The organism is Lutimonas halocynthiae (assembly GCF_030409835.1).
GTDB classification, from domain to species: Bacteria; Bacteroidota; Bacteroidia; order Flavobacteriales; family Flavobacteriaceae; genus Lutimonas; species Lutimonas halocynthiae.
In genome coordinates this window covers 483,267-496,251 of the sequence record NZ_JAUFQO010000001.1, presented here as the reverse complement: position 1 = coordinate 496,251, position 12,985 = coordinate 483,267, and the positions used below count along the sequence as shown (strand labels likewise).

Genomic DNA, 12,985 nt, shown 5'->3' with positions numbered 1-12,985 from the left:
TTTCAATATGGAACAGCTATCTTATCCTATGGTACTTGACGGCGGGCTATCAAATGTTCTTGAAACAATGGGCTGTAATCTTGAGCATCCTCTTTGGACGGCTCTCTTGATACAAACAAATCCGGAGCTTATCATTGAGGCCCATATGGCCTATCTTGAGGCTGGAGCAACTTGCATTACGAGCTCGGGTTACCAGGCTTCTATAGAAGGATATCTGCGCTTAGGGCATCGCAAAACAAATGCAGAGCTGTTCATCTTGAAATCACTTGAATTATGTTTAAAAGCGCGTCAATTATTTATAGATAAAGCGCACAATAGTCCTGTTATATATGTTGCTGCCAGCATGGGGCCTTATGGGGCTTTTTTAGCCGATGGATCTGAATATACAGGAGCCTATAGTATTAGCGATGAAGACTTGCATCTTTTCCATAAATCCAGAATTGATTTATTACAACCAAGTAATGCTGATTTTTTTGCTTTTGAAACCATCCCAAGTCTACAAGAATTAAGGGTGTTGTCAGAATTGCTCAATGCATCTTCCAAACCAAGTTGGATATCCTTCTCGTGCAGAGATGAAATTTACTTAAATGATGGTCATAAAATCAGCGAAGCCGCTGCGCTGTTTGCCAATCATCCAGCTGTATTCGCCATTGGTGTTAATTGCACTGCCCCAAAATATATCACAGAAATCATAGGTGCTTTGAAAAAGTATGCTCCTGATAAAAGAATTATCGTTTATCCTAACTCTGGAGAAGTTTACCATGTTAAATCCAAATCATGGTTTGGCGTAACTGACCCTAAAGGGTTTGAAAAAATGGCACTTGAATGGAATGAAAAAGGGGCCGATATTATCGGAGGTTGTTGCAGGATTGGGCCAGAGCATATCTCCCGAATTAGTAAACTTTTTCAGCAGCAAAGCCCTTTATAATAATAGTTTTTATACCTGAAATAGTACTTTTATCACCTCTTCTATCTTGCTTACTTTAATAATTTCGATCTTATAATTCTTTTTCGCGATTTTGCTGAATTTAGACAGTATAATCTTCTCAAAACCTAGTTTTTCAGCCTCTTGAATTCTTTGCTCAACCCTTGAAATAGCCCTTATTTCACCAGCAAGGCCTACCTCTGCAGCAAAGCAGATATTTTGGGGTATTGAAATTTCACTATTCGAAGAAAGTACGGCAGATACTACAGCCAGATCAATCGCAGGATCTTCCACTCTTAATCCTCCCGCAATATTCAAAAAGACATCTTTGGCTCCTAATTTGAATCCTGCTCTTTTCTCTAAGACTGCTAAAAGCATGTTGAGCCTTTTAATATTATATCCAGTACATGATCTTTGTGGCGTACCATAAACAGCAGTGCTGACAAGAGATTGTACCTCAATCATCAACGGTCTCATCCCTTCAAGGGTTGCTGAAATTGCCGTCCCTGTAAGGTCTGAATCTTTCTCTGAAATCAAAATTTCAGAAGGGTTATCTACTTCTCTTAATCCTGTATGCTGCATTTCATAAATCCCCAGTTCAGCTGTTGATCCAAATCTGTTCTTTTGCGCTCTTAGTATTCTGTAGGTATGATTTCTATCTCCTTCAAATTGCAAAACCACGTCTACCATATGCTCCAGAATCTTTGGCCCGGCAATATTTCCTTCTTTGGTGATATGACCAATTAACACAACAGGTGTATCGGTCTCTTTTGCATACTTAATTAGTTCTGAGGCAGTTTCTCTAATCTGAGAAATACTGCCAGGTGATGCCTCAATATATTCTGTGTGCAGGGTTTGAATGGAATCAATAACGATAACATCGGGAGCTGTTTCTTGTGCAACATTAAAAATGTGCTGGGTTTTTGTCTCGGTAAGGATTAAACAATTCTCATTAGAATTCTTCAAGCGATCAGCCCTAAGCTTAATCTGGGTCATACTTTCCTCACCAGAAACATAGAGCACTTTATTCTTCATTCTCAAGGCAATCTGAAGTAATAAGGTCGATTTACCAATTCCTGGCTCACCTCCTAACAAAACCACAGATCCTTTGACCAAACCTCCTCCTAACACTCGATTTAATTCATTGTTAAAAGTGCCTATTCGCTCCTCATTTACAGCAGTTATTTCCTTTAATTTCAAGGCTTTTGTCACTTTTCTTTCTGTATTAGGACTCTTCCAGGATTTAGCTTCTTCCTTTTGAATTACTTCTTCAACTATGGTGTTCCATTCATTACATGAATTGCATTTTCCTATCCATTTAGGGAACTGTGCTCCACAATTTTGACAAAAAAAAGTTGTTTTGGTTTTGGCCATAAAACGTTATAAAAAGTATTTATTGATATGTTTTCAAAGCAAGTTCTTTCCCGTCAAAAACGGCATAAGTGAAATGCGAAATCCAATCTCCTGTATTGATATAAGTACTGTTTTCACCTACCTTGATTTCCATAGGCATATGTCTATGACCAAACAGGAAATAATCATAGTGTTTCTGTTCTAATTTTCTCTTGGCATATTGGGCTAACCACTCATTGTCTTCGCCTAAAAATTTAATATCCTCATCCCCTGAAATCAGTTTATTCTTAGTCGATAAATATTGAGCCAATTTGACTCCTATATCAGGATGCAGCCATCTGTAAAACCATTTTGAAAGTGGATGCGAAAACACTTTCTTCATTCTTTTATATCCTTTGTCACCAGGCCCTAATCCATCTCCATGACCAATTAGGAATGTCTTTCCTTCAAACTCATATTCTTTGGGGCGATGGAAAACCGGAATACCTAATTCAGTTTCAAAGTAATCTATCATCCAAAGGTCATGATTTCCAACAAAAAAATAAATAGGGATCCCACTGTCTCTTAGTTCTGCTATCTTTCCTAAGACCCTCACAAAACCCTTAGGGACAACTGTTTTATACTCAAACCAAAAGTCGAACAAGTCACCAAGTAAAAAAATCGCCTTGGCATCTGATTTTATCTCATCCAGCCAAGACATAAACTTCTTCTCCCTCAACTTGCTGCTTTCAAAATCCGGAATACCGAAATGTTGGTCAGAAGCAAAATATATTTTTTGTTTGTCACTCATTCCTTGCCTTCTTTTTCAATACTTTAAGCGCTTATTGGATTTGATCATCAGCAAACCATTCTGCGTATGAATTCGCCGTTTCATATAATTTTAACGAATGTAACAAAACATTTTGAGGTAATTGTCTTTGAATGCGTTCCGAAAAATCCAACAACATATTCTCACTTGTAGGTTGGTAAGGAACTAAGACAACTTTATGCGAATAATCATTAATCGTATTGGCCAATTCTTTATGAGGTGAATTCTCATTCAAAACCACAGCATGATCAAACTTAGTAACGATTTCTTTTTTTACAATAACCTTAAGGTCGCCAAAATCCATGACCATTCCATTTTTCGGATTTTCTGAATCGGTTATCGGTTCACCGATAACCGTGACGTGCAAATGATAACTATGACCGTGAATGTTTTTACATTTTCCATCATAACCATACAAGGCATGAGCTGATTCAAAATCAAAATGTTTGGTAATTCTTATTTTATTCATGCTTTCTCTATTATGATAATCTTTTTGATCTCTTTATTAAATTACTTTTAATGCCTTTCCTACTTTTATAAAAGCAGCAATGGCTTTATCTAAATGGGCTTTGGTATGGGCCGCACTTAATTGAACTCTGATTCTCGCTTTGTCTCTTGGGACAACAGGAAAAAAGAATCCAATCACATAAATACCCTCTTCTAGCAAAGCATTAGCCATATCCTGGGATAATTTAGCATCATATAACATCACCGGAACAATAGCTGCATCTGCTCCCACAAGGTCAAATCCTGCTGCTTCCATGTTCGTTCTAAAATAGTTCGTGTTTTCTTCAAGTTTATCCCTTAAACTCGTGTCGTTCTCAATGAGGTCAAACACTTTCAAAGAAGCTCCAACAATAGCTGGTGCCAGCGAATTAGAAAATAGATAAGGCCTGGATCTCTGTCTTAAAATCTCAATTATTTCTTTAGGGCCTGTTGTATATCCACCCATAGCACCTCCAAGAGCTTTCCCAAATGTTCCGGTTACAATATCAACCCTTCCCATCACATTTTTGAGTTCGACGGTGCCTCGTCCGGTTTTACCGATAAATCCGGTTGCATGGCATTCATCCACCATAACAAGGGCATCATACTTGTCTGCAAGATCACATATCTTATCAAGCTGGGCTACAATTCCATCCATTGAAAATACACCATCTGTAACAATAATCTTAAAACGATGTTCTTGTTTATTCGCTTCGATCAGTTGTTTTTCAAGATCTTCCATATTGTTATTGGCATAGCGATATCTTGCTGCTTTACAGAGTCTCACGCCATCAATTATCGATGCGTGGTTTAAAGAATCCGAAATGATGGCATCCTCTTTTTGTAATAAGGGCTCAAAAACACCTCCATTAGCATCAAATGCAGCTGCATATAAAATAGTGTCTTCTGTTTTATAAAAGTTTGCAACCCTTTTCTCCAATTGCTTGTGAATGTCTTGTGTTCCACAGATAAACCTAACTGAAGACATCCCATAGCCATGAAGATCCATTGTGTCTTTTGCAGCTTGTATGACCTCAGCATTATTTGATAGTCCCAAATAGTTATTGGCACAGAAATTTATGACCTCCTCTCCTGTAGAGATTTTAATCACTGCATCTTGAGCGCTAGTAATGATTCGTTCTTTTTTATACAAACCTGCATCTTCGATAGATTTTAATTCTTTGACTAGATGATCTTTCATTTTATTATACATGGCAATGATTGGTTTAAAGAATTTTGCTTAACGGATTTGAGAAACTCAACAATATCTTACCTGATACCGCTTCTATGAATCGCCCTTTTGTGAATAACAAGTTATTCAGTTTAATGCACTCTGGCAAAAGTATGAAATTATGGGGTATTTGTATTTCGTAATTAGTATTTTTGGTTTCTAAAATATACTTATGGCCAGGGATGAAAAAGTGAAAATGCAGTGGGAAGAGATCCAAAATAGTATTTCAGAAAAATTTGGCGGCGGTGAAAAAATGGATCTTGATTCAATTGTATACCTTATTGGTATTCAGGAGTTAGGAAAAGGCTATCAGAAATTCAGTAAAGACGAAAAACTGAATATTATGCATATTGCCATTTGCAAATTGCTTGAACCTTTTGGCTATTACGAATTTAATTATTTTGATGAAGATGGCTGGCCACATTATGATGTCATTGATGAGCTACCTACTTTGAAGGGAGGCGAGCAATCGGTGCTAATGAAAGAGGCCATTGTTCTTTATTTTGAAAACGCAAATTCGTAGCCACAAAACATACTTTCAAATTGCCTCATACCATTTTCCAGGATGGCATTTCACAAGACCTTTTAACTCCAATTGAAGTAATAGCATCAAAGTTGATTGAATACTAAGGCCAATCTCTAAAGACAATTCATCCAGTAGTATTTTTTTCGATTTGATTAAATGATCGTAAAGCATTTTCTCATTCTTTTCTAATTTGACAAAGAGTGACTTTTGAATCGGTTTTGATTTTATTTCAATGGCATTCCATCCTAAAACGTATTCAAGGTCTTTCACAGAGCTGATCATCGCTGCCTTATTACTCTTGATAAGCATATTACAGCCCGTACTGAATTTATCCTTTACGCGCCCCGGCACAGCAAAAACGTCCCGATTATAGGATGCAGCAATTTCCGCAGTAATCAATGACCCTCCTTTGTTGGCAGATTCTACAACAATGGTCGCCTCAGAGATACCAGCTATAATCCTGTTTCGCTTCACAAAATTGACTTTTTCAGGAGCCGTTCCTGACCAAAACTCGGAATATAACCCTCCATTTTCTAACATCTTCTCGGCTAATCTGTAGTGCGCTTTTGGATAAACCTGATCAAGACTATGTGCCAAAACCCCTACAGTGGTCAAATTGTTCTGTATGGATTCATGATGTGCACAGCTGTCTATTCCATAGGCTAGGCCACTTATAATAATCGGATCGTGTTTGACAAGATCTTGTATAAATTCATTCAAAAACTGTTTACCGTATTGGGTCATCATTCTGGTTCCTACAATACTGATGATTCTTTTTTTTCGGATATCGAAATTGCCCTTTTGAAACAATACCAAAGGCGCATCCTGACAATGCTTAAGTTTAGACGGATACATCTGTTCGTCAATACTTAAAGCGGTTATTTTGTGTTTTTCGATAAAGCGAAGTTCTTTTTCAGCTGTTTTGAAGATCGTTGGGTCATTTAATCGTCTTAAAATCTTTGGACCAATACCCCTAATCCTTCCAATTTTTTTCTGGCTCTCTTCCAAAACTTGTCTTGCTCCGCCGCAATGTTCTATGAGTTTTCGGGCATTAACAGGCCCGATTCCTTCTACTGATTGAAGGGCTAAATAATATAAAATGTCATCTTTTTTCATGTTAAGAGATTGGTTTTCAATTGTGCATGCTTTTGTTAATAAAAATGGAATAAGTAATGTCAACCTTGAATGTTTTTTTTTAGATTTGTTTAAGTAAAACTAAACTCCCTTAATCCTTGAATCTAGCGAATTACATCAGTGATCTTCTATATCGATATGAATGTGTTATCGTTCCTAAGTTTGGAGGTTTCGTAACCAATACAAAATCGGCTAGAATTGATGCTTCGAATAACACGCTGCATCCTCCCTATAAACAGATTACATTCAATAGTCATCTAACCAACAATGATGGGCTTTTGGCTAATTATATCGCATCAGTTGATAATATTTCTTACGAATGTGCCTTGAACTATATTCAATTCGAGATCGATGCCTGGAATGAAAAAGTGAAAAATCAGGAGCTTACTTTGAATGGATTAGGAGCTTTCAATTTATTTAATTCAAAACTTCATTTTGAACCACAGGAAAAAATCAATTATCTGACTTCATCATTTGGCTTGTCTAATGTTGTTCGAAGTGAAATTGAAAGAGAATCTGCAGTTAAAGTGGATAAGGAAGTCATTGCTCCAAAAGTGATTCCTTTAAGAGAGAAAAAAGCGCCTAATTATCTTAAATATGCCGCAGTATTCGTCATTGGTCTGTCTGCCATAGGTTTTGCCGGAAAATATTACCAAAACTATATCCAGGAAAATCAATTGGTCGAAGCACAAAAGCAACAGGATTTGATGGAAGACAAAATTGAAAATGCAACCTTTATGATTGCAAAGCCGCTTCCAACTTTAAATCTTGAAGTGTCAACTAGCGCTAAGAAAAGTTTTCATGTTATTGCTGGAGCATTTAGATTTCCAGATAACGCCAATCGCAAGGTTAATCAATTGCTTCAAGAGGGATATGAAGCCCGAATCCTTGGAGTTAACAAATGGAATCTTACCGTTGTTTCTTATGGTAGTTTCTCAGACAGAGATGATGCTCTTGAAAATTTATCTGAAATCAGAAAAAATGTAGCTAAAGATTCTTGGTTACTGATTCAGGATTTTTGATTTTTCTTCAATCTCTTATTTAAATAAACTCATTTTACTAATTTAGTTCACCCACGTTTATCATGCAAAGCAAGACCCCAAACGATTCTCTAACTGTAATGACAGATCTTGTATTACCCGGAGAAACCAATCCTTTAGATAATTTATTTGGTGGCGAACTTTTGGCCAGAATGGACAGAGCGTCAAGTATTGCAGCCAGAAGGCATTGCAATCGAATTACAGTGACCGCATCTGTTAACCATGTTGTTTTTTCGAAAGCCGTTCCTGTAGGAAGTGTTCTTACAATCGAAGCTAAAGTCTCCAGGTCTTTTAATACATCAATGGAGATCTTTGTGGATGTTTGGATGGAGGATAGAGAAACAGGCGAAAAAACAAAGGTAAATGAAGGTATTTATACGTTTGTGGCTGTTGACAGAACAGGTACACCTGTAAAAGTACCTGTAATTATTCCTCAGACTGAATTAGAAAAAGAAAGGTATGAAGGAGCTCTCAGAAGAAAACAACTAAGTCTGGTCCTTTCTAAAAAAATGGACCCGCAAGACGCTACTGAACTTAAAGCACTCTTTTTCTAGGCTCATTTATATTTTGTTTAATACGCTTTCAATTCCACTCAAATAAGACTTTCCAAATAGGTTAAGGTGAACCAGATTAGGATAGAGGTTGTGAATTTCTATGCGTTTTTCCCACCCCTTTTCTAAAGGATAGATCTCGTGGTAATGAGAAAGAAATACAGGATCAAAACCGCCAAACATTTTAGTCATGGCGATATCAACCTCTCTATGCCCATAATACACAGCAGGATCAATGAACACGGGTACTTGTCCTTGACCACAGAGTAAATTTCCTGACCAAAGGTCTCCGTGCAATAGACTTGGCTTTTCAGCCGGTATCAAATCTGTTAGCATCTTAAAGAGGTCTTCAAACTTTGCCAAATGACCTTTAGCTAATAATGCTTTGTCAAAGCCCATTTTGATCAAGGGCACAAGCCTCTTCTCAACAAAGAATTTCTCCCAGGAAGGCTTCGCATCGTTATCTTGATGTAAAGAGCCAATGTAATTATGATGATCGAGTCCAAAATATGGATTGCCATTTTGGTGAAGCTTTGATAAATCATCGGCAAATCGAAGCCAAAACTTCTTAGTAGGCGTCTCTGATTCAATATGATCTAGAATGATTAACTGACTATCACCTTCATCAAATTGATCGACAACAGTTGGCGTGCTTATGCCTCCTTTTCGAAGTAATTCAAGACCTTTTGCTTCCTTCTTGAGCATGTTTGGGTATCTCTCTTTGTCATTGAGTTTTACAACAAAATTTCCTTTAGCAGTTTTTAAAAAATAAACGCTGTTAATGTCTCCACCAGAAAGTCTTGAAATAGAAAAAATAGTTGTGGATAGTCTTTGTTCAATGATTCTTTTAACAATCATGATCAGCTGCTATGGTTCTAATTTTTATAAACCCATTCTTCTGGGTTTTGCCTATGAATCTCTTTGAACAGTACAAAAGCTAAAATCGTTTTCCCTGTAGATTTATCTGTATGGATTTTTCCCAATTGCTGCTTGGTAGATACCAAATCTCCTTTTTGAACTGTCACGTTATCTAAATTCTTATATACGGAGATATAATTCCCGTGCTGAACCAGTATGGCCTTCTTTTTCCCAGGGAGTACCTGAATGGCCAAGACTTTTCCATCAAAGATTACACGCGCGTTAGCATCTTTTTCGGTGGCATAAAATATACCGTTACTTTCAATTGTTATCCCTTTTAAGGTAGGATGTGATTGTTTACCATAACGCCTTACAATTACACCCCTTTCAACAGGAGACGGAAGTTTTCCTTTATTCGAAATAAAGTCTCTTTCAAGCGCAACCGCTTCTGGTGTTAAAGCAAAACCAGAACTTTTAACATTAGATTCCTTATTGGATTTTGCGATAGCTTCAGCAATCAGTTTTTGAACTTTAGCATCAATTTCTCTTTCCTCTTTTTGCTTCTTATTTATTTGAGCAATATATTTTTTTTCTTTATTCTTAACTGATTTTACCAATCCCTCTCGTGACTTCTTTTCTTCACTGATACTGTCTTTTTCCTTTAGGTTTATGGCAATCAATTCTTCTTTTTCATTTCGTGTTTCAACCAAATAATCAGTTAAATTTTCAAGCTTAACCGTTTCTATCTTGATCTCTTCTCCTTGCCTGGCTCTGTAAGAAGCATATTGTTTTAGATAGTCAAGTCGTTTGTAGGCTTGTAAAAAACTCTCTGAAGAAAGCAAAAACATTAAGCGGCTATTCTTGGTTTTACTCTTGTATGACTGCACCACCATATTGGCATAATCCTTTTTTAGGATTTCAAGCCTTTCTTCTAGCAATCTTACCTGTCTTTCATTCTCCTTGATCTCAATATTCAACTGGTTCGTTTCCTCATTAATTGTATTGATCAATTTTGTTCTCACACCGATTCGCTGAACGATATCAGAGAGATCAGATAATAAAGTTTTTTCTTTTTTCTGGGATTGAAATAAAAGTGTATTGATCTCCTTTATTTCATTTTGCAGTTTAACACGTTGTTTTTCTAGTTCTTGTCTGCTCTGAGAAACGGCAGAAAATGGCAAAAATATAAGAAATAAGAGTATAAGTATTAACGACCGAAAATCGATCAAAGAATATGCAGGAAGTTTGTATTCCTCTATGTTGGCCCGAAGTGAGATCATTCAAGTTCTATATTTCTATAACCCGCAGGTATTTCAAAGGGGAATTTCAAAGGGACATTAAATTGCACGTTTTTGTAATTTACATCTATGATCGTGGTCATGTCATCTGACACTGCGCTGATCATAAACCCTTTCGGGAACAAAGATTCACTAATTTTATGAAAATCCTTGTATAAAATTGTTAAATTTTGATTCTTTTCAACATGGCTTATCTCTTCCTTTACAACTTTAAAATCAAGAGGGTCTATCCAATATTTAATATCAAAAATAGGATTTCTTTTCTTTGAAAGCAATTCATATTTACTATCCTTTACGCTAACCTGGTATTTTTCGTCTTCTAAACTTAGAATTGCTTCTCCTAAAAAGAGATTTTGAATCTTTACAAAATCAAACTCTGTACCCAGCCATTTGCTAATAAGTTTAAAGTCTCCATTAAAGGATGTTTTCCCTATTTTTTCATAAAATTTTACTTCTTGAGGTGTGATTTTTAGTTTTGCAACTGGAAATCCGAGTTTGGAAAAATTGAACCAAATAATCGAATCTTTTACCATTCTTAGAGAAGCATTAATATTAGGTAATTCTTCCTTACCTTTATATTTAATGGTCATTGAAGCCTTCACTGATTCCTTGTTAAACGCTGCTTCCCTATTATTCTTTACAATAGTCTTTGCGGGTAAATAAGCAATACTTTTATCAGAAACTTTACCAGCCTTACAGGAAGCTAAAAACAAAACAATAATCAATAAAGTAAAAATTCTATTCACACTTTTTATTTTATTTGCCTCTCAGTTCTATGGCTCGTTTATAATATTCAGAAGCACTCTTGTTATCCCCAAGGGCCTTATGACTTAAACTTATTTCTTCAAATATATCAGCTTTCAAGCTATCATCGTCAATAATATAGTCTAAACCTTCTTCTAAGGTTTGTTTTGCCTCATTATACTTTCTTAAACTGTTTAGGGCTTTCCCATTCATTAAATATAAAAAAGGCTGCGACGGAAATAAAGACAAGCCCTCTTCACTGTCTTTAAGAAGGTCTAAATACTGTTTGGTCTTCAGTTGTCTCTCAAGAAGCAACTTTAATGTTGTATAATCCTTATTCAAATTGTACTCCTCTTTGAGAACATCAACTTTTCGCTTTGGTATTTCTTCCAGAATTGGTTCAGGTGCCTGATCTGTAGGCCCGTTAACATCCTGAACAAGTGATTCCTTTAACGACTTAAGCCCTTCTGGTAATTTATGCTTTTCATCCAGTTCTTTCAAAAGGTTTGTTGCACTCTCAATTTCGCCAGCTTTAATATATAATATAACCAGATCAGCTTCTTCCTCAGGTTTTATATTGATGATTCTATTTTGAATCTTAATGGCGCCCATATAATCATTTTGCTTGGTCTTTATGTCCTTAAGATGTCTCAGCATATATAAATTCTTAGGATCCTTTTCCAGACCTTTTAAAATATAGTATTCTGCTTCAGTGTATTTGAATAATAAGGCATAATTCTTTGAAAGCTCATATAAAACGGCAATGTTTTCCTTTTCAATATTGTTACATGCCTCAAGTGCATAAACCGCTTTGTCATAATTCCCTATTGACTTTTGTTGTAGCGATTCAAAAAAGAAAGTTTGAAAATTGATGTTCTGTTGCTCAACAAGCATTTCTTCACTTGAAGCAACGTCCTCCTGGCTAACAGCAAAAAAGGAGCATAACAAAGCTCCTGTTAATATAATTATATGTCGACTGACATTCTTCATCCTTATTTCAAAACTGAATAATCACCTATACTAATTGACTTGAACTCTCCATCAAAGTAGGCATTATTACCAATCATTGCTTCTTTTAAATTAGCGTTTTTTATAGTTGTATTGGTTTGGATTAGTGAATCGACAATATGAGAATTTTCTACGACACTATCATCGCCTAAAGAAACATTTGGCCCTATAGTACTATTCTTCAATACGACATTAGTGCCAATATAACAAGGCTCAATAATCTCAGAATTTTCTAGCATTACATTTTTAGAAACTAATTCTTCTCCTGCCTCCTTTGAAAATTTCAAGACTTTACTATTTGTGTCTAAGGCGATTTCTTTGTTTCCACAATCCATCCATTCACTAACTTGTCCGGGAACAAACTTTAAACCTTTTTGCTTCATATTTTCAAGCGCATTGGTTAACTGAAATTCTCCTTTATCTAAAATATTATTGTCAATTAAATACTGTATTTCTTCTCTAAGAATTTCTCCGCTTTTAAAATAATAGATTCCAATAATGGCCAAATCAGAAATAAATTCATCCGGTTTTTCTACAAAGTCGGTAATAATTCCATCCTGAAGTTTCACTACACCATATGCGCTAGGCTCATCAACTTGCTTAACCCAAATTGCCCCGTCTGTTTCTCCATCAAGTGTAAAATCTGCTTTGAACAAAGTGTCTGCAAATGCAACAACACAAGGTCCTTCTAAAGATTCTTTAGCACATTGAATTGCATGAGCAGTACCAAGCGCCTGTTCTTGCTCAGATACTTTCCCTTTGGCTCCAAGACCTTCGGCTATTGCCATAAGTTTTTCTTCTGTATCCTTTGGGAAGGATGGACCTATTATAAAAGAGATCTCCTCAACTTTTTGATCAACAACTTTTACGATGTCTTCAACCAATCGTTGGACAATAGGTTTTCCGGCAATCAGTGTCAATGGTTTTGGAATAGTCAGCGTATGCGGTCTTAGTCTAGAACCAATACCTGCCATAGGGACAATAATTTTCATGTAAAACTACTTTTTCTCTTAAACGCCCAAA

14 protein-coding genes are annotated in these 12,985 nt (G+C 36.1%); 4 read left to right on the top strand and 10 right to left on the bottom strand.

What is annotated here, in order from left to right; genetic code table 11:
- The first annotated feature begins 7 nt into the window (after nucleotides 1-7).
- Complete coding sequence (gene mmuM, locus QWY87_RS02220) at nucleotides 8-928, top strand: homocysteine S-methyltransferase (protein ID WP_290287747.1); 921 nt, start codon at nucleotides 8-10, stop codon at nucleotides 926-928.
- A gap of 9 nt (nucleotides 929-937) precedes the next feature.
- Here mmuM and radA read toward each other — a convergent pair whose 3' ends face one another.
- Genes radA through kbl form a run of 4 tightly spaced genes read right to left on the bottom strand, consistent with a single transcriptional unit; the run spans nucleotide 938 to nucleotide 4,785 of the window.
- A complete protein-coding gene (gene radA / locus QWY87_RS02215; protein WP_290287746.1) occupies nucleotides 938-2,299 on the bottom strand; it encodes a DNA repair protein RadA in 1,362 nt (453 codons plus the stop codon).
- A gap of 19 nt (nucleotides 2,300-2,318) precedes the next feature.
- The gene (locus QWY87_RS02210) at nucleotides 2,319-3,068 is read right to left on the bottom strand and encodes a UDP-2,3-diacylglucosamine diphosphatase (RefSeq protein ID WP_290287745.1); all 750 of its coding nucleotides are present in this window, start codon (nucleotides 3,066-3,068) and stop codon (nucleotides 2,319-2,321) included.
- Nucleotides 3,069-3,099: 31 nt separating this feature from the next.
- Complete coding sequence (locus QWY87_RS02205) at nucleotides 3,100-3,555, bottom strand: 6-pyruvoyl trahydropterin synthase family protein (protein WP_290287744.1); 456 nt, start codon at nucleotides 3,553-3,555, stop codon at nucleotides 3,100-3,102.
- A 36-nt stretch (nucleotides 3,556-3,591) separates the two neighbouring features.
- Nucleotides 3,592-4,785 carry a glycine C-acetyltransferase gene (gene kbl, locus QWY87_RS02200; protein WP_290287743.1) on the bottom strand — a complete coding sequence of 398 codons (1,194 nt, stop codon included), beginning with the start codon at nucleotides 4,783-4,785 and terminating at the stop codon, nucleotides 3,592-3,594.
- A gap of 190 nt (nucleotides 4,786-4,975) precedes the next feature.
- On the opposite strand from kbl, the gene QWY87_RS02195 reads away from it, so the two are divergent.
- Nucleotides 4,976-5,326 (top strand): hypothetical protein, encoded by a 351-nt coding sequence (locus QWY87_RS02195; RefSeq protein ID WP_290287742.1) that lies wholly within the window; start codon nucleotides 4,976-4,978, stop codon nucleotides 5,324-5,326.
- 15 nt (nucleotides 5,327-5,341) lie between these two features.
- On the opposite strand, the gene dprA is transcribed toward QWY87_RS02195, so the two are convergent.
- Nucleotides 5,342-6,445, bottom strand: a complete 1,104-nt coding sequence (gene dprA / locus QWY87_RS02190; RefSeq protein WP_290287741.1) for a DNA-processing protein DprA — start codon at nucleotides 6,443-6,445, stop codon at nucleotides 5,342-5,344.
- 116 nt (nucleotides 6,446-6,561) lie between these two features.
- On the opposite strand from dprA, the gene QWY87_RS02185 reads away from it, so the two are divergent.
- Nucleotides 6,562-7,485: an HU domain-containing protein gene (locus QWY87_RS02185; RefSeq protein ID WP_290287740.1), complete on the top strand. Its 924-nt coding sequence runs from the start codon at nucleotides 6,562-6,564 to the stop codon at nucleotides 7,483-7,485.
- A 62-nt stretch (nucleotides 7,486-7,547) separates the two neighbouring features.
- Complete coding sequence (locus QWY87_RS02180; RefSeq protein WP_290287739.1) at nucleotides 7,548-8,057, top strand: acyl-CoA thioesterase; 510 nt, start codon at nucleotides 7,548-7,550, stop codon at nucleotides 8,055-8,057.
- A gap of 6 nt (nucleotides 8,058-8,063) precedes the next feature.
- Here QWY87_RS02180 and QWY87_RS02175 read toward each other — a convergent pair whose 3' ends face one another.
- From QWY87_RS02175 to QWY87_RS02155, 5 genes are read right to left on the bottom strand one after another with little or no spacing between them, the layout of a single operon-like run.
- The gene (locus QWY87_RS02175; RefSeq protein WP_290287738.1) at nucleotides 8,064-8,912 is read right to left on the bottom strand and encodes a fructosamine kinase family protein; all 849 of its coding nucleotides are present in this window, start codon (nucleotides 8,910-8,912) and stop codon (nucleotides 8,064-8,066) included.
- Between the two features lie 17 nt (nucleotides 8,913-8,929).
- On the bottom strand, nucleotides 8,930-10,192 hold the full coding sequence (locus QWY87_RS02170) for a murein hydrolase activator EnvC family protein (protein ID WP_290287737.1): 1,263 nt from the start codon (nucleotides 10,190-10,192) through the stop codon (nucleotides 8,930-8,932).
- Nucleotides 10,189-10,956, bottom strand: a complete 768-nt coding sequence (gene lolB1 / locus QWY87_RS02165) for a lipoprotein insertase outer membrane protein LolB1 (protein WP_290287736.1) — start codon at nucleotides 10,954-10,956, stop codon at nucleotides 10,189-10,191. The genes QWY87_RS02170 and lolB1 overlap by 4 nt, the downstream gene beginning before the upstream one ends.
- A gap of 10 nt (nucleotides 10,957-10,966) precedes the next feature.
- Nucleotides 10,967-11,944, bottom strand: a complete 978-nt coding sequence (locus QWY87_RS02160) for a tetratricopeptide repeat protein (protein WP_290287735.1) — start codon at nucleotides 11,942-11,944, stop codon at nucleotides 10,967-10,969.
- Nucleotides 11,945-11,946: 2 nt separating this feature from the next.
- Complete coding sequence (locus tag QWY87_RS02155; RefSeq protein WP_290287734.1) at nucleotides 11,947-12,954, bottom strand: sugar phosphate nucleotidyltransferase; 1,008 nt, start codon at nucleotides 12,952-12,954, stop codon at nucleotides 11,947-11,949.
- Between the last annotated feature and the right edge of the window lie 31 nt (nucleotides 12,955-12,985).